Source organism: Myxococcus sp. MH1 (genome assembly GCF_059738865.1).
Genome location: NZ_AP026947.1, coordinates 6,522,094 through 6,538,010, shown reverse-complemented (window position 1 = coordinate 6,538,010; position 15,917 = coordinate 6,522,094). Strand labels below are relative to the sequence as shown.

14 protein-coding genes are annotated in these 15,917 nt (G+C 70.1%); 9 read left to right on the top strand and 5 right to left on the bottom strand.

Going from position 1 to position 15,917, the window contains the following annotated elements; all coding sequences use genetic code 11:
• Positions 1-11 precede the first annotated feature (11 nt).
• The 3 genes from hisN (at position 12) to AC6JA9_RS25415 (ending at position 2,140) form a co-directional block, all read left to right on the top strand.
• Positions 12-788 carry a histidinol-phosphatase gene (gene hisN / locus AC6JA9_RS25425; protein ID WP_497957971.1) on the top strand — a complete coding sequence of 259 codons (777 nt, stop codon included), beginning with the start codon at positions 12-14 and terminating at the stop codon, positions 786-788.
• The gene (gene hisIE / locus AC6JA9_RS25420; RefSeq protein ID WP_223785155.1) at positions 788-1,414 is read left to right on the top strand and encodes a bifunctional phosphoribosyl-AMP cyclohydrolase/phosphoribosyl-ATP diphosphatase HisIE; all 627 of its coding nucleotides are present in this window, start codon (positions 788-790) and stop codon (positions 1,412-1,414) included. Before hisN ends, hisIE begins: the two co-directional genes overlap by 1 nt.
• A gap of 171 nt (positions 1,415-1,585) precedes the next feature.
• On the top strand, positions 1,586-2,140 hold the full coding sequence (locus AC6JA9_RS25415) for a DofB protein (RefSeq protein ID WP_223747628.1): 555 nt from the start codon (positions 1,586-1,588) through the stop codon (positions 2,138-2,140).
• A gap of 18 nt (positions 2,141-2,158) precedes the next feature.
• Here the strand turns inward: AC6JA9_RS25415 and AC6JA9_RS25410 are convergent, their stop codons facing one another.
• Positions 2,159-3,292 carry a hypothetical protein gene (locus tag AC6JA9_RS25410; RefSeq protein WP_497957970.1) on the bottom strand — a complete coding sequence of 378 codons (1,134 nt, stop codon included), beginning with the start codon at positions 3,290-3,292 and terminating at the stop codon, positions 2,159-2,161.
• A gap of 81 nt (positions 3,293-3,373) precedes the next feature.
• On the opposite strand from AC6JA9_RS25410, the gene lpdA reads away from it, so the two are divergent.
• Positions 3,374-4,771 (top strand): dihydrolipoyl dehydrogenase, encoded by a 1,398-nt coding sequence (lpdA, locus tag AC6JA9_RS25405; RefSeq protein ID WP_223747630.1) that lies wholly within the window; start codon positions 3,374-3,376, stop codon positions 4,769-4,771.
• 27 nt (positions 4,772-4,798) lie between these two features.
• Here lpdA and AC6JA9_RS25400 read toward each other — a convergent pair whose 3' ends face one another.
• Positions 4,799-5,617 carry a DUF72 domain-containing protein gene (locus AC6JA9_RS25400; protein ID WP_497957969.1) on the bottom strand — a complete coding sequence of 273 codons (819 nt, stop codon included), beginning with the start codon at positions 5,615-5,617 and terminating at the stop codon, positions 4,799-4,801.
• Between the two features lie 158 nt (positions 5,618-5,775).
• Here AC6JA9_RS25400 and lipA point away from each other — a divergent pair, with 158 nt between their 5' ends.
• From lipA to lipB, 4 genes are all read left to right on the top strand, one after another.
• The gene (gene lipA / locus AC6JA9_RS25395) at positions 5,776-6,705 is read left to right on the top strand and encodes a lipoyl synthase (protein ID WP_223747632.1); all 930 of its coding nucleotides are present in this window, start codon (positions 5,776-5,778) and stop codon (positions 6,703-6,705) included.
• A gap of 54 nt (positions 6,706-6,759) precedes the next feature.
• Positions 6,760-8,013 carry a dihydrolipoamide acetyltransferase family protein gene (locus AC6JA9_RS25390; protein WP_267700600.1) on the top strand — a complete coding sequence of 418 codons (1,254 nt, stop codon included), beginning with the start codon at positions 6,760-6,762 and terminating at the stop codon, positions 8,011-8,013.
• Between the two features lie 1,120 nt (positions 8,014-9,133).
• On the top strand, positions 9,134-10,294 hold the full coding sequence (locus tag AC6JA9_RS25385; protein WP_497957968.1) for a ClpX C4-type zinc finger protein: 1,161 nt from the start codon (positions 9,134-9,136) through the stop codon (positions 10,292-10,294).
• The gene (gene lipB / locus AC6JA9_RS25380) at positions 10,291-11,382 is read left to right on the top strand and encodes a lipoyl(octanoyl) transferase LipB (protein ID WP_473565840.1); all 1,092 of its coding nucleotides are present in this window, start codon (positions 10,291-10,293) and stop codon (positions 11,380-11,382) included. The genes AC6JA9_RS25385 and lipB overlap by 4 nt, the downstream gene beginning before the upstream one ends.
• Before the next feature lies 1 nt (position 11,383).
• On the opposite strand, the gene AC6JA9_RS25375 is transcribed toward lipB, so the two are convergent.
• The 3 genes from AC6JA9_RS25375 to AC6JA9_RS25365 all read right to left on the bottom strand — a co-directional run bounded on the left by AC6JA9_RS25375 (position 11,384) and on the right by AC6JA9_RS25365 (position 14,302).
• Positions 11,384-12,220: an MBL fold metallo-hydrolase gene (locus AC6JA9_RS25375; RefSeq protein WP_223747739.1), complete on the bottom strand. Its 837-nt coding sequence runs from the start codon at positions 12,218-12,220 to the stop codon at positions 11,384-11,386.
• Positions 12,221-12,269: 49 nt separating this feature from the next.
• A complete protein-coding gene (gene ribA / locus AC6JA9_RS25370) occupies positions 12,270-12,944 on the bottom strand; it encodes a GTP cyclohydrolase II (RefSeq protein WP_141325957.1) in 675 nt (224 codons plus the stop codon).
• Between the two features lie 125 nt (positions 12,945-13,069).
• Complete coding sequence (locus tag AC6JA9_RS25365; protein ID WP_223747636.1) at positions 13,070-14,302, bottom strand: molybdopterin molybdotransferase MoeA; 1,233 nt, start codon at positions 14,300-14,302, stop codon at positions 13,070-13,072.
• A gap of 175 nt (positions 14,303-14,477) precedes the next feature.
• On the opposite strand from AC6JA9_RS25365, the gene AC6JA9_RS25360 reads away from it, so the two are divergent.
• On the top strand, positions 14,478-15,902 hold the full coding sequence (locus AC6JA9_RS25360; RefSeq protein WP_223747637.1) for a protease inhibitor I42 family protein: 1,425 nt from the start codon (positions 14,478-14,480) through the stop codon (positions 15,900-15,902).
• Positions 15,903-15,917: the final 15 nt, after the last annotated feature.

Here is a 15,917-nt window from a genome sequence, read left to right as displayed (position 1 = left end):
AGGAGCATGAGATGACGAGCCAGGGACTGATGCAGGCGGCGGCGGAGGTCGCGCGCTCGGCGGGTGACGTCGCGCTCAAATTCTTCCGAGGAGGCATCGCGGTGGACACCAAGAGCGACGGCACACCCGTCACCGTGGCGGACCGCACCGCGGAGCAGACGGCACGCGAGTGGCTCGAGACGCGCTTCCCCGAGGACGGCATCCTCGGTGAGGAGTTCGGTGAGACACGCCCCGGCGCGAAGCGTCGCTGGATTCTCGACCCCATCGACGGCACCAAGACCTTCATCCGCGGAGTGCCGCTGTGGGGCACGCTCGTCGCACTGGCGGAAGGTGAGCGCATCCTCGTGGGGGCCGCGTACTTCCCCGCGGTGGGCGAGCTGCTCGTCGCCGCTCCTGGCGAAGGTTGCTTCTGGAACGGCCAGCGCGCCCGCGTCTCCGAGCAATCCGACCTCGCCCGCGCGGTGGTCCTCTCCACCGACGAGCGCTTCTCCCAGTTCCCCGAACGAGGCGAGGCCTGGCGCCGCTTCACACGTGACGCGGCCGTGTCACGCACCTGGGGCGACTGCTACGGCTATCTGCTCGTCGCCACGGGACGCGCGGAGGTGATGGTGGACGAGCTGCTCTCGCCCTGGGATGCGGCCGCGCTCCAGCCCATCATCGAGGAAGCCGGCGGTGTCTTCACCGACTGGACCGGAGAGCGCACCGCCTTCGGCGGCAACGGCATCGCCACGAATACGGCATTGGCCCGCATCACCCGTGAGCGCCTGGGCGCGCTGAGGAACGACTGATGCTGGACCTGGACACACTCGACTTCACCAAGGGCAACGGGCTCGTCACGGTGGTGACCCAGGACGCGGCCACGGGCGACGTGCTGATGGTCGCGCACGCGGACCGCGAGGCCCTGGAGCGCACGCTCGCCACCGGCGAGATGCACTACCGCTCCCGCTCGCGAGGCCTCTGGCACAAGGGCGCCACCAGCGGGAACACCCAACGCGTCGTCTCGCTGCGCGCGGACTGCGACAGGGACGCGGTGCTCGCCCGCGTCCACAAGGCCGGCCCCGCCTGTCACACCGGCGAGGAGACCTGCTTCGGCTCCGGTCGCTGGGATGCGCTCGCCGCGCTCGACGCCACGCTCACCGAGCGCGCTTCACACGCCCCGGCGCGAGACGAGAAGCCTGGCTACACGCGACGCCTGCTCGGCGACAGGAACCTGCGCCTCAAGAAGCTGGGAGAAGAAGCCGCGGAGCTGGTCACCGCCTGCGCGGACGCGGACGCGAGCCGCGCCGTGGAGGAGGCCGCCGACCTGCTCTACCACCTGCTCGTCGCCATCAAGCCCCTGGGGCTCTCGCTCGAGGACGTGAAGGCGGTGCTCGCTCGTCGCGCGGCACCCCAGGTCTCAAACGACACGAGATGAGGCCGTCACACTTCACGTGAAATCCACGCGGGGCTGTCCGGACATTCCACGTATCAGCCCCCGAATTCCGGACGTGTCAGCGTCGACCCAGCGGGATTTGTCCGTCACGGCTGCATCCTCACAGTCGCACTGCGACGAAGAGGTGCGCGCCCCCAGCAGTGACTCTCTTCAATGAAAGGAGTGTTCCTGCTACACATCCAGACGCGCGGCGCAGTGGAGAACGCCGGCCGGGCGCTTCGTGGCATCGAAACCGTCCGCCTCACCGGAGGCATCGTGAACGGCCCCACCACGTACAAGGCAGAGCTCATCGACCGAGTCATCTTCTCCCGCTGGCAGAATCCTCCGACCAAGGAGGACGTCGCGGCGATCCTGGCTCAGATGGAAGAGGCGGCGACGAGCCTCAACACGCGCCTCATCTACATCGGCTCCGTGAGCCCGAAGTCCAAGGTGCCCGACGCGAACGAGCGCACCATCCTCAACAACTTCCTGGTGGACGCGCGCAAGAAGTGTGTCGAGCAGGCGTGGCTCATCTACGAGGGCACGGACCTGCAGCACAACCTCCAGCGCGTCATCATCTCCGGCGTGCTCATCCTCACCCGCACCTTCGACAACTTCCTGTCGGTGGCGAAGTCGGGCGAGTCCATCGTCAAGGACGTGAGCACCGTCCTGAAGAAGGACGCGGCGCCCATCTTCCAGCTCGCCAAGGAGCGCGGCCTCGTCGCCTGAGGCCGCCCCGGCGCGAACTCACCGGGCGCCGAGTATCTCCAGCTCCGCGAGCTGGCCGTCCGCGCTCTCGGGGAACACGCTGACCGCGTCCACGTCCACCTGCGGCACGGTCAGCACGCAGCTCTCCCACGCGCCCGTGCCCTGGTAGCGGCACACCGTGGGGTTCACGAACGAGAAACCTCCCTCCGGGTCACCGAGCCCCACGCCCTTCGGGGTGCGCACGACGGCGCGCAGCGTGCCCGCGCCCTTCGCCCGGACGCGCACGCCCACCAGGTGCTTGAGCGTGGGCGCGTAGCCCGCGCGCAGCGCCCCATCCGCCGCCCAGCGTGAGGTCTTCGCCGCGTTGCTCACCGCGACGCGCGTGTTCTCGTCCCCGTCGAAGGCCTGGAAGCCGGGCTGGGCCCCGGTGAGCTGATCCGGCTTCACCGGCTCGGTCTCCACGCGCGGCGCGCTGACGAGCGTCCGGAGCGTGGGCACCTTGTCCCCCTGCTGGAGCGCCGCCGCGCGCAGCACGGACACGGGAAGGAGCCCGGCCCCCTGGCAGCGGGGGGCGAGACCCTCCAGCAGTGGGAGCACCGTCGCGGGCAGGGCGACCTCCGCCTGGGCGGCCGGGGCCAGCCCCAACCGGACGAGGGTGTCGCAGGCTCCCGCCGTGCCCGGCCCCGCGTGCTCCAGGTTCCACAGCAGCTCGGGGACCTCCGGCGCGCGGCCCACGGTGGCGTCCAGCAGGGCCTGACCCACGCGCTGCGCGCAGGGGTTCACCCGGCCCGGGCACTGCTCGCACAGCGTGGCCAGGAGGCCCCGCAGCGGAGTGTCCACTCCCTGGCTGAACGGGGCCCGGGCATTCAGGGCCGGCCCCAGCTCGCAGGCGCGCGCGGTGGGCTGGGCGCAGGCCTTCAGGCGCGCCCGGGCATCGTCCAGGATGCTGGGGACCTCGGGGGCGCGCAGGGCGGCGTCCAGGGCCCGCTCCAGGGCGAGACAGTCGGGCGAGCCGAGCGTGACGGGGGCGGCCGGGGAGGCGGCGGCCCGGGCGGGGGGGCGCTCGGGCGGGGCAGCGCTCGTCACATCCTGGTGCGTCACGCACCACAGACGGCCGAAGGCGATGAGCGCCACGAGCATCAGGAGGAGGGTTCTGAGCGGGAAACGGCGCACGAGCAATCTCCTTGATTCCAACCGGGAGCGGGGGTTATCAGCCCCACCGGGTTCCATCCGCAAATAATGACGGAGGCGTGCGTGGCTGAGACGTTCGACGTGGTGATCATCGGTTCGGGCCCTGGCGGCTACGTGGGCGCCATCCGCGCGGGGCAACTCGGGCTGAAGACGGCCATCATCGAGAAGGACAAGCGTCTGGGTGGCACGTGCCTCCACCGCGGGTGCATCCCCACCAAGTCCCTGCTGTGGACGGCGGAGCTGTTCCACCACGTCAAGGAGGCCGGGGACTTCGGCATCGACCTGTCGAGCCCGACGGTCAACTGGCCGAACGCGATGAAGCACAAGGACAAGGTCGTCACCAAGGGTGCCAACGGCATCGACTTCTTGATGAAGAAGAACAAGGTGACGGTCATCAAGGGCCACGGCCGCATCGCGGGCAAGGGCAAGGTGGAGGTCACCGCCGCCGACGGCACCAAGCAGGTGCTGGACGCCAAGAACGTCATCATCGCGACGGGCTCGGTCCCCAAGTCCCTGCCGAACGTGCCGGTGGACCACAAGCGCGTGCTCAACAGCGACTCCATCCTGCAGCTCGAGCGCATCCCCAAGAGCATCATCGTCCTGGGCGCGGGCGCGGTCGGCTGTGAGTTCGCGTCCATCTTCAACCACGTGGGCAGCAAGACGGCCATCGTGGAGTACCTGCCGGCGCTCTTGCCCATCGAGGACGCGGACATCTCCAAGGAGCTGGAGAAGATCTTCCGCCGCCGCGGCATCGACGTGCACACGGGCTCCGCGGTGGAGAAGGTGGAGCACACGGCGGACGGCGTGCGCGTCACGATGAAGGTCGGCAACGAGACCAAGACGCTGGAGGCGGAGATCCTCCTGTCGGCCGTGGGCCGCTCGCCGGTGACGGACGACGTGGGCCTGGACAAGACGTCCATCAAGACCGAGCGCGGCTACATCAAGGTCGACTCGATGCTGCGCACCAGCGAGCCCAACGTCTACGCGGTGGGCGACGTCATCCCCACCCCGATGCTGGCCCACATGGCCAGCGCCGAGTGCGTGGTCGCGGTGGAGCACATCGCGGGCAAGAACCCGCAGCCCATCAACTACGACCTCACCCCGTCCGCCACGTACTGCTACCCCGAGGTCGCCTCGGTGGGCCTGACGGAGAAGAAGGCCAAGGAGCGCGGCTACGACGTCAAGATCGGCAACGCCCCGTTCGGCGCGGTGACGAAGTCCGCCATCACCAACGAGTCCACGGGCCTCATCAAGATCGTCTCCGACAAGAAGTACGACGAGGTGCTGGGCATCCACATCATCGGTCCGCACGCCACGGAGCTGCTGGCCGAGGCCTGCGTCGCGCTGAAGCTGGAGATCACCACCGAGGAGCTGGCGGGCACCATCCACGCCCACCCGACGCTCTCGGAGATCGTCCACGAGGGCGCCGAGGCCACGCTGGGTCACCCGCGCCACTTCTAGTCGGCGAGGGTGGAGGACGGGCGCCCCTCACGGGTGCCCGCTGGGGCCGTCCCGGAGCGCGAGCTTCGAGGGCGGCCTCTCCATTTCCGGCGTCCTCCCGATGCCCAGGTCCAGCAGCTCCGCCAGGTCCAGCGCGTCCAGCAGCGCGTGCCCTCGCGAGTCGTTGTTGAAGTAGACCCAGGCGGTGTGGCCCGCGTCCCTCCACCGCTTCAAGTCGCGCGCCACGGGGCGCAGGGCCGCCTTGCCGTAGCGGCCCACGTACCGGGCCTCGGTGCCGTGGAAGCGCAGGTAGCGCAAGCCCCCGGTGGGGTGGGGAATCGGCTCGGGCAGCAGGTCGTGCTCGCAGAGCCCGGCGCGGTGCCGCTCCAGGACGTCCAGCACCTCCGGGTGGTACCAGGCCGCGTGACGGAACTCGACGACCTGGCGGATGCCCCGAGGCTGGTGGGCGAGGAAGCGGTCCAGCTTCTCCGGGTCCGCCCGCGTCATGTGGGGCGGGAGCTGCCAGAGGATGGGGCCCAGCTTGCGGCCCAGGCGCAGGACGGGGGCGTAGAAGCGCTCCAGGCCCTCGTCCACGTCGGTGAGGCGCTTGAGGTGGGTGAGGAAGCGGCTGCCCTTGCAGGCGAAGCGGAAGCGGCCGGGGACCTCGTCGCGCCAGCGGTCCACGGCCTGGGGCGTGGGCAGCCGGTAGAAGGTCGCGTTGAGCTCCACCGTGGGGAAGACGCGCGCGTACCAGGAGAGCCAGCGGCGGGCCGACAGGCCGGTGGGGTAGAAGCGCTGCTTCCAGTCCTTGTAGACGTACCCGCTGGTGCCCAGGTGGATGGCGGCCATGGGCTTCAGGCTGGGCATCCGGGGGCCCCGGTGCTCGCCGACAGGGGGCTGCCCGGCCGGGGCGCGGGCATTAGTAGGGAGACGACGTGCGCGAAGGCCCTGCGGGTGCTAACGCCTCGCGTTAGAGGCTTCCCGCTTGAACGTCTTCCGCCCAAACCATAGAAGGCCCGCGACCCATGGCGACTCCTGACCGGTTCCCTCTCCCCCAGGTGACAGAGACGACCCGCAAGCCGGACTGGCTGAAGGTCCGCCTGCCTCACGGCGAGGGGTACGAGCGGGTCAAGGCCATCGTGAAGCGCACGAAGCTGGCCACCGTGTGCGAAGAGGCCCGCTGCCCGAACATCGCCGAGTGCTGGGGTGGTGGCACGGCCACGGTGATGCTGATGGGTGAGGTCTGCACGCGCGCGTGCCGCTTCTGCCACGTGAAGGTGGGCGCTCCGCCGCCGTTGGATCCGATGGAGCCCATCCACCTGGCCCAGGCCGTCAAGGAGATGGACCTGGAGTACATCGTCGTCACGTCGGTGAACCGGGATGACCGGCCCGACGGTGGCGCCAGCCACTTCGCCTCCGCGATCCGCGAGCTGCGCCGCGAGAGCCCGCGCACCATCGTCGAGGTGCTCATCCCCGACTTCAAGGGCGTGGAGAAGGACCTGGCCACGGTGGCCGAGGCCCGGCCGCACGTCGTCGCGCACAACGTGGAGACGGTGGAGCGGCTGACGCCGACGGTGAGAGACCGGCGCGCGAAGTACGCCCAGTCGCTGCGCGTGCTCGAGTACCTGAAGAACCGTCCCGAGGGCCTCTACACCAAGACGTCGGTCATGGTGGGCCTGGGCGAGACGGACGCCGAGCTGGAGCAGACCTTCAAGGATTTGCGCGGCGTGGGCGTGGACGTGCTCACGCTGGGACAGTACCTGCAGCCCTCGCAGTACCACCTGCGCGTGGAGCGCTTCGTCACTCCGGCGCAGTTCGAGTCGTACAAGAAGCTGGCCGAGTCCTACGGTTTCCTCTACGTGGCCTCGGGTCCGCTGGTTCGTTCCAGCTATCGCGCCGCCGAGTTCTTCATGAAGGGCCTGATGGAGCGCGAGCGCCTGGAGCGACTCGGCTGAGCGGGCCCGATTCGAGCCTTGACGCAACCCCCGTTCCTCTCGGAAAGACACCCCATGGCAACCTTCGAATTCAAGCTCCCCGACCTCGGTGAAGGCGTGATGGAGGGCGAGCTGGTCAAGTGGCACGTCAAGGCCGGCGACGTCGTCAAGGAAGACCAGGTGCTCGCCGAGGTGATGACGGACAAGGCCACCGTCACCGTCCCCAGCCCGAAGGCCGGCCGCGTCATCCAGACGCACGGCAAGGAAGGGGACATCGCGAAGGTGCACCACCCGCTGGTGACGATGGAGATCGAAGGCGCCGCGCCGGTCCAGGCCGCGGGCCACGGGGCTCCCGCTCCGGCGGCTTCGGCGGCGGCGCCCGCTCCGGCGGCTGCCGCGGCGTCGACGCAGGCGACGAAGGTGCTGGCCACGCCGGTGACGCGTCGGATGGCGCGTGAGCACGGGCTGGACCTGACGACCATCTCCGGCAGTGGTCCGCAGGGGCGGGTGACGAAGGCGGACGTGGTGGCGGCGCTGGAGGGTGGTGGCGAGCAGAAGAACGTGGTGGTGGCGGCGCCGGCCCAGGCGCGTCCCGCGGCGCCCTCCGTGTCGACGGGTCGCTCGGACGAGCGCGTGCCACTGCGGGGGCTGCGCAAGAAGATCGCCGAGAAGATGGTGCGCTCGAAGTTCACGATGCCGCACTTCGCCTTCGTGGAGGAAGTGGACGCGACGGAGCTGGTGGCGCTGCGTGCGCGGCTCAACGCGCAGCTGGCGGCGGTGGGCGACAACACGAAGATCAACTACCTGCCGTTCATCATCAAGGCGACCATCGCCGCGCTGAAGCGCTTCCCGCACCTGAACGCCAACTTCGACGAGGCGGCGCAGGAGCTGGTGGTGCGCGGCGAGTACAACATCGGCATGGCGGTGGCGACGCCGGACGGCCTGACGGTGGCGGTGGTGAAGGACGCGGACCGGCTGACGCTGGCCGAGCTGGCGCGCGAGACGTCGCGGCTGGGTGTGGCGGCGCGCGAGCGCAAGCTGAAGATGGAGGAGCTGACGGGCGGCACCTTCACCATCACCTCGCTCGGGCAGACGGGCGGCCTGTTTGCCACGCCCATCATCAACCACCCCGAGGTGGGCATCATGGGCGTGCACAAGCTCAAGAAGCGCCCGGCCGTGGTGAAGGACCAGGTCGTGGTCCGCGACATGATGAACCTGTCGCTGTCGTGCGACCACCGCGTCATCGACGGCTCGGTGGCCGCGGACTTCGTGTACGAAGTCATCAAGTACCTCGAGAAGCCGGACATGCTGTTCCTGGCGATGACCTGAGGTCCCTGGATGCGGGCCCGGTGAGCGGAGGCTCCCGGGCCTCGTGTCCACGGTAGGGCGTCCCGTGGGGTTGCCAGGGGACGGACCGCCCGCTCGACGGAGGTCGGGCGGTGGTCCTCCAAGACGGTTAGGCTCTGTCGGTATGGCCGAGAACCCTCGCGAGCTGATTCGCGCCGCGCAGTCCGCCGAGCTGAGCGGTGACGCGCCTCGTGCGGTGGAGCTGTTGTTCCAGGCCGCGACGCTCTTCCAGCGCGCGGGGAACGCACCTCGGGCGCTCCAGTTGCTGCGCCATGCGCGCCGACTGGATGCGCACCGCGCGGACATCGCCGACGAGGTGGCGCGACTCGAGCGGATGTCGGCGATGGACGCTGACGAGCCTGCCCCTCCAGCGCCCTTGATGATGGGAGGCGAGGAGGGTGTCTCGTCATTGGAGCTGGCGTTGAGGCAGCGCCTCATCGAAGCCGCGCTGCGCGAGGAGGAGGCGCCTGGGCTCGCGCAAGCACCTGCCGAAGTCACCGCGTGGGTGTTGGACGCAGAGGTGAGTGAAGACCTGCAGCGCCTGGAGGCCCAGCTGTCGCGTGGCAGCGACTCGTACGAGGCCGAGGCGTCGCGAGATGACGCGCTCGCTCCGACGGACGAAAGCACAGGAGCGTCTCCGGGAAGGGCCGGGCCGCCTCGACAGGGGTGGGTCGCTGATCCGCACGACAGCATTGGCGCTGGTGTGACGTCGCGCGTGACAGCCGGAGCTTCGCCCTGCTCGCGATCAGCCGACGATGGGGGAGGGGAATCTCCCGAGCAGGGAGGACTCGCGCCGCGAGGCCGGAGCAGGGTCGGGGCCGACAGCGAGCGCTCTGGCTCGACGCGTGGCCAGTCGTCGGGCGTGACAGCCGGAGTGCCGGCGCGGGACTGGGAACTGGACGCTGACGACAGTGCGAGTTCCGGCGAGGCCTCGAGCGTGACAGCCCGAGCGTCGCCAGACTTCCGATTCATGGCCCGGAGCGCAGGTGCGCGAAGTCGAGCACGAAGCTTCGGTGGCGATCGACTCATGGGTGGCGCTGGCTCTGACGATGCGTCCTGGAGTCCAGGGCTGCTCGATGCGTGGGATGGCCCGGTGGCTGGCGTGTCCGGAGCCGATGACACGTCGGGCGCGGTGGGGTCGAGCGGCGCATCCGAGGTCGAGGATGAGACCTGGCTTCTGGGGGACCTGGGCGAGTTCGTGAGCGCCGAGGCGAGCCAGCCCCACCTCTTGGGTGTGACGGGAACCCGTCCGTTCGGAGCGCCGCTGCGCGAGCCGTCTGACGAATTCGAAGGCGGTGAGGATGACGTCGCGCGCGAGCCTCACGACGTGGAGGACACGCCACCCCAGCGTCGACGCAAGCCGCGCATCATCGAACGTGGCCCCACCCGCGCGGACGTGACGCTGGACGCGTGGTGCTCGTTCTGTTGCCGACCTCGCGTGGAGATTGGTGAGCTCGTCGCGGGGCCGGCGGGCGCGTTCATCTGCAAGGCCTGCCTCACGGCCTCATCATCCCTGTTCGGTGACTCGGTGAGCCCGGTGTCGCTCCCGGCCCGTCCTCGCGTCGAGACGCCGACTCCGAGCGCGCCGGACTTCATCGGGCAGCCGGAGGCGCGGAGTGCGCTCATCGATGCACTCCGCACGGGCGTCCGCTGCGTGCTGCTCATCGGTGCGGAGGGCTGTGGGAAGAGCACCTTGCTCCAGATGCTCCAGCGAGAAGGGCAGGGCGCTCTCACCAAGGTCGACGCGCTCACGGCGGCTCCATCCTCCACGCCGCTGTTCATCGAGGACGTGGACCAGCTGACCACGGAACAGCAGCGCACACTCAGCGCCTTCCTGGGGCGGGCCTCGAGACCCACGGTGGTGCTCAGCGCGCGGGGCATGTCACCCACGTCGAGCAAGCTCGCGCTGCGTGGAAATGGCCTCCGCCTCAACGTCCCCACCACGGACGCCCTGTCGCGTGCCGTGAGCGGCACCGTCACAGTGAGCATCCTGGAGCACGTTCAGCGCCTCGTGTCCCTGCGTCCGCCCACCTCCGCCGAATACAGGGACATGGCCCGGGCCCACCTCGCCGCGCGCGAGCACACGACGACGGTGTCCGAGAAGGCCCTCTTCGTGCTCGTGGCGGAGGCCGCGCGTTCCCCGCGCGCGGGCCATGAGCTCCGGGCGCTCCTCCAGCGCATCCCCCCAGGCACCTGGGACCTCGACAAAGTCACGAAGCCAGCCCCTGCTCGCAAGGGGCGGCGCAAGAAGGGAACGTCGTGAACACCATCACCGTCTACCGGCTCGGCCGGGTGGAGTACGAGGACGGCCTCGAGCTCATGCGCCTGTTCGGCGACGCGCGTCGCGAGGGGCTCTGCTCGGACGCACTGCTCCTCCTGGAGCACCCGCCCGTGCTGACCCTCGGCCGAGGCGCGAAGCGCGAGAACATCACCGCCTCCGACGCGAGCCTCTCCGCCGAGGGCGTCCAGGTCTTCGAGACCAACCGCGGCGGCGACGTCACCTACCACGGCCCCGGGCAGATCGTCGGCTACCCCATCTTCCTGCTCCCCGAGTCGCGCCGTGACGTGCGTCGCTACGTGCGCGACGTGGAGCGCTCCATCATGCAGGTGCTGTCCGAGTGGGGCATCACCGCCGGCCCCATCCCCAAGTGGCCCGGTGTGTGGATTGGCGAGGAGGGCGCCCCGGACGCGCGGAAGATCGCCGCCATCGGCGTCCACATCTCCCGCTGGCTCACCACGCACGGCTTCGCGCTCAACGTGAACACGAAGATGGAGCACTTCCGCTTCATCGTCCCGTGCGGCATCCGCGAGGCCGGCGTCACGTCCATGCAGCGCGAGCGTGGCAACGCCATCCCCGTGCCCGACGTGGAAGAGGCCCTGGCTCGCAGCTTCTGCGCCGTGTTCGACAGCGAGCGCGTCGATGCGCCGCCGCCCATGTCCACCGTCAGCGTCGCCGTGGTGCGCGGACATGGCCCCGAGGCCCGCGTCCTGCTCGTGCGCCGCCGCCCCGAGCGCGGAGGCTTCTGGCAGATCCTCACGGGCCGCGTGGAGCCCGGTGAATCACCCGCCCAGGCCGCCGCCCGCGAGCTCGAGGAGGAGACCGGACTGCGCCTTGCTCCCGAGGACCTCCACTACCAGCACGCCTTCGCCATCGGCGAGACGCTGCCCCCCGTGCTCGCGCGGGAGAACGGCTTCGCCGTCCAGGCCCCTCCGGACGCGGAGGTCCGCCTGGGCCCGGAGCACGACACCTTCGAGTGGGTGGACGTGCCCACCGCCCTGGAGCGCCTGCCCTTCGTGGGATTGCGCGAGACGGTGAAGCGCGCGGTGGCCCGCCAGCGCGGCGGCGCCTGAGCTACAGCGAGAGGACCATCGCCTCCTTGGCGGCGATGGCCTCCGGGCGGTGCTTGCGCACCTGACGCAGCAGCTTGTCCATGGCCACGTCGTCGCGGGACGGGTCGTGGTGGAAGAGCACCAGCGTCTTGACCTCGGCCGCGTCCGCGGCGGCCACGGCGGCCTGCCACGTCGAGTGGCCCCAGCCCGTGCGCGCCGGCCCACTGCGGCCGTGGTACTCGTCCTCCGTGTACATGGAGTCGTAGATGAACAGGTCCGCGCCGCGCGCGAACTCGAACATCGCCGCGTCCAGCTCGCTGCCGTGCTCCACGTCCGTCGCGTACACCACGGACCTGTCGCCGCACTCCACGCGGTAGCCCAGGTTGCCGCCCGGGTGGTTCAGCTCCAGCCACCGCACCTTCGCGGGGCCCACCCGCAGCGTGTCCCCGGGCGCCAGGTCCCGATACGTCAGCTTCGCGCGGAACGTGCCCTCGGCCGTCACCGGGAAGTAGGGCTGCACCATCTGCCCGCTGAGCAGCTCGCGCGTGCTGCGCCCGTTGCGCGCGGGCCCGTTCACCGTCAGCTCGCTCGTCGGGATGAAGATGGGCGCGAAGAAGGGGAGCCCCTGCAGGTGGTCGTAGTGGTAGTGCGAGATGAAGATGTTGCCGCGCACCGGCGACGTGCCCGACGCCAGCAGCGCGTCACCCAGCGCTCGCGCCCCGGAGCCCAGATCGAAGATCAGCAGCTCGTCCCCGCACCGCACCTCCACGCACGGCGTGTTGCCCCCGTAGCGCTTCGTCTGCGGACCCGGGGCGGGGATGGAACCGCGCACACCCCAGAAGCGCACCTCGAACGGCACGCGCGCCTGATTGCGCACGGCGGTGTTGCGCCGCCGCGCGGGCGTCTTCTCAGCCGGCCTTGGCTTCCGTGTCGTCGTCCTCGGCGAAGAGCTCAATCAGGTGCCCCGTACGCTCGCGCTTCGTCCTCAGGTAGTCGACGTTATGCGGATTGTGCTCGGTCCGGGAAGGGATTCGACGCAGGACCGGAATCCCTTCCTCCACCATCCCGGCGATCTTCAGCGGGTTGTTGGTGATGAGGTCCACCGAGCGTACGTCCAGCGAGCGCAGCATCTCCGCGGCGATGTCGTAGCTGCGCAGGTCGTCCGCGAAGCCCAGCTGCCGGTTCGCCTCGTACGTGTCCAGCCCCTTGGCCTGCAGCGCGTACGCCTTGATCTTGTTCCCCAGGCCGATGCCCCGGCCCTCCTGCCGCAGGTAGAGCACCACGCCCAGGCCCTGCTGGGTGATGAAGTCCAGCGCCCGGTCCAGCTGCTCGCGGCAGTCGCACTTGAGGCTGCCGAAGACCTCGCTCGTCAGGCACTCGGAGTGGATGCGCACCGGCACCCCCTCCACGCCCGACACACTCCCCGCCACGAGCGCCACGTGCTCGCGGCCGTTGCGCTTGTCCCGGAAGACAATGGTCCTCAGCGGTCCACGCCCCGTGGGGACGTCCGCCTCCGAGAAGCGCTCCAGATGCTGGGTGGGCTTTCGGGTCGGAAGGACCTGGGGTGAGCGAGTATCCGACATGGTGTTCTGTTCTCCGGCTGCGAGGCCCCCTGTTTGGTGCCCCACGGAACGCAAGTCAAGGCGGACTCACCAACGGAGCCCACCTGGAATCGCGGAAAGGATGCGTGACGGACGCCTTCGGTTTCTCAAGCCCCCCAGGAGACCGGTAGCAACTCCACACCGTCCCCATGAGACAAGCTGCTGGCCTCCCGGGGGAAGTGCAGCAGGTGCGTCGCGGAGGCCGCGGAGCGCAGCGCTCCGGACGTCTGGGTGGACAACGGCCGTGCCCACAAGCTTCCTTCCCGCCAGGTGGCCGTCACCCGGACGAAATGCGCCAGCCCCGGGCTCTTGGCCAGGCGGCCGTCCAACCGCCCGGACACCCGGATGGGGGCCACGTCCGAGTGCCCCAGCAGGCGGCGCAGCGCCGGCCGGACGAACAGTTCGAACGTCACCAGGGACGAGGTGGGGTTGCCGGGCAGGCCGAAGAACAGCGTGCTGCCGCGCTTGCCCACCACCAGCGGCTTGCCGGGCTTGATGGCCACGCGCCACAGGTGCTGTTCCACGCCCAGGGCCGCCAGGACCTCCTTCACGTAGTCCCGCTCGCCCACGGACACGCCCGCGCTGGTGAGCACCACGTCGAAGCCGTGGGCGCGCGACAGGAACTCGCTCACCGAGTCCCGCGTGTCCTGCGCGATGCCCAGCAGGGACGGCAGTCCGCCCGCGCGGCGCACCGCCAGCGCCAGGGACGGGGCGTTGGTGTCGACGATGCGGCCCTTGGGGGGCTCGTCGGCCCGGCACAGCTCGTCCCCGGTGGAGAGGATGGCCACCCGGGGCGCGCGGGGGACGGGGATGGACAGCTGGCCCTGGCCCCACAACAGCCCCAGCTCGGGGATGCCCAGGGGCGTGCCCCGGGCCAGCAGCAGCGCCCCCTCGTGGGCGTCCTCGCCCCGCGGCCGCACGAACTGGCCGGACTCCACCGCCTCCAGGATGTCCACCTGATCCGCGCCGCCGTTGGGGACGGGGCGGGCGCGCTCGCGCATCACCACCGCGTCCGCGCCGTCGGGCAGGGGGGCGCCGGTCATGATCCGCACGCAGGTGCCCGGGCGGACCTCGTGCCGGGGCGTGGCGCCCGCGTAGACCGTCTCCAACACGGGCAGTCTCACCGGCAAGGGCCCCGTGAGGTCGGAGGCGCGCACCGCGTAGCCGTCCATGGCCGAGTTGTCCCAGGGGGGCAGGGTGCGCTGGGCCATCACGTCCTCCGCCAGCGTCCGGCCCAGGCCCTCGTCCAGGGACACCCACTCCGTGGCCAGGGGGGGGACCAGGGCCAGCACCCGGGCCCGGGCCTCGTCCTCCGGCAGCAGTGTCGCGGCGTCGTTCATGCGCGTGTTCTCCAGGGCTGTTCGCACCCAAAGTCCGAGAGAAAATCAAGTGTTAGTTTGACAGCCCTGCTGATCATCGTTACAAGCTCCAATCATCGCGAAGCCTGCCAGTCCTCCTGGGGGTGGCTTGGCAACCCGTTGAAAGTACACGGGAACTCTCAAGGAGACAGCGTCGATGGCCAAGCCCAAGTCCGGGGCCAAGAAGGCGACTCCCGCTGGAAAGACTGGCGCGAAGCCCGCCGCGAAGAAGGATAAATCCGCCCGGCTGGATCTGATCAAGAACGCGTCCAAGCGCGTCGCCACCTCGACGACGAAGGCGGTCAAGGCCGTCGCGGAGACGGTGGCCAAGGGCGCGAAGTCCGCGGCGAAGAAGGTGGCCGCGGAGGTCGCCCCCGAGAAGGGCAAGGCCGCCGAGAAGGCGGAGAAGGTCGACAAGACCGAGAAGGCCGCCGCGACCAAGAAGTCCGCCGCCAAGCCCGCTCCCGCCGCCAAGTCCGCCACGGCCAAGGCTCCGGCCGCCCCCGCGGCGAAGGCGCCCGCTGGCAAGGCCGCTGGCGGCAAGGCGGGCTCCAAGGCCTCCGCGCCCGTCATCCCCGCCGTGGAGAAGCCCCGTCCCCGCGCCACCAAGCTGCCGCCTCCGGGCGAGCCGCTCACCAAGCGCGAGATGGAGCAGCTGCTCACCGCCGGTGAGGGCCGCGGCGTGACGGGCGAGGGCAGCCTCAAGGGCCGCCTGGTCGTCCTCAACGAGATGCCCAACCTGGTGGTGGTGGGACGCGACAAGCGAGAGCTCACCTTCCTGCTCCAGGGGCCGGACCAGGAGGTCCTGCCGGCCTACGTGAACCACAAGGTCTCCGTCAGCGGGTTGATCCGCAAGACGACCAACCACGGCGGCGTGGTGGACGTGCGCAAGTACTCCGCCAAGAAGCCGGAGGCCGAGGTGGTGGAGGCGCCCCCGGCGGACACCGAGCCCCGGCTGCGCTACCTGTCGCCCGGCGAGGTCTCCATGGTGACGGCGGCCGGCATGGGCGCGGGCATCAAGGGCTTCGCGGCGGTGCGCGGCAACCTCGAGATGACGGGCGAGGAGTTCGTGCTCGTCGTGTCCAACGGCGGCACCCGTCAGCAGGTCTCGTTCCTCATCGAGGGCAAGGCCGCGGTGAAGGGGCTGCGCAAGTTCGTGGGCCACACGCTGCAGGTCATGGGCGTGGTGGACAAGACGTCCGGTTGGGGCGGCCGCATCGGCGCGGAGAACGTGGAGCCCCGTCCGTCCGAGGCGCGCGCGGTCTCTCGCGATGAGATGGAGCTGGTCCACATCGAGGGCGAGGTGCCCACGAGCGTGGACGTGAAGCTCAACCACGGCCTCACCGTGCGCCTGCCCGAGCAGCCGGGCTTCACCTGGGCCATCGAGCCCACCGCCGCCAAGCGCGTGGGTCTGCGCGAGGCCAACTTCGAGCCGGGCCTCAATGGGGGACCGGCCACCCGAGAGTTCTTCTTCACCCCCCGCAACCCGGGGACATCCGAGGTGGAGTTCTTCCTGGCCAAGGCGCTCGCGCCGGGCCTGGTGGACCGCTCCTTCAAGATCAACGTCACGGTCAAGCCCTGAACGTCGCTTCCCGGA

Excerpts from the sequence above, each read along its gene's own strand:
- ribA (WP_141325957.1), bottom strand. The coding sequence starts at position 12,944 with ATGTCGGATACTCGCTCACCCCAGGTCCTTCCGACCCGAAAGCCCACC.
- AC6JA9_RS25360 (WP_223747637.1), top strand. The coding sequence starts at position 14,478 with ATGGCCAAGCCCAAGTCCGGGGCCAAGAAGGCGACTCCCGCTGGAAAG.
- lipA (WP_223747632.1), top strand. The coding sequence starts at position 5,776 with ATGGCGACTCCTGACCGGTTCCCTCTCCCCCAGGTGACAGAGACGACC.
- AC6JA9_RS25400 (WP_497957969.1), bottom strand. The coding sequence starts at position 5,617 with ATGCCCAGCCTGAAGCCCATGGCCGCCATCCACCTGGGCACCAGCGGG.
- hisN (WP_497957971.1), top strand. The coding sequence starts at position 12 with ATGACGAGCCAGGGACTGATGCAGGCGGCGGCGGAGGTCGCGCGCTCG.
- AC6JA9_RS25365 (WP_223747636.1), bottom strand. The coding sequence starts at position 14,302 with ATGAACGACGCCGCGACACTGCTGCCGGAGGACGAGGCCCGGGCCCGG.
- AC6JA9_RS25415 (WP_223747628.1), top strand. The coding sequence starts at position 1,586 with ATGAAAGGAGTGTTCCTGCTACACATCCAGACGCGCGGCGCAGTGGAG.
- hisIE (WP_223785155.1), top strand. The coding sequence starts at position 788 with ATGCTGGACCTGGACACACTCGACTTCACCAAGGGCAACGGGCTCGTC.
- AC6JA9_RS25390 (WP_267700600.1), top strand. The coding sequence starts at position 6,760 with ATGGCAACCTTCGAATTCAAGCTCCCCGACCTCGGTGAAGGCGTGATG.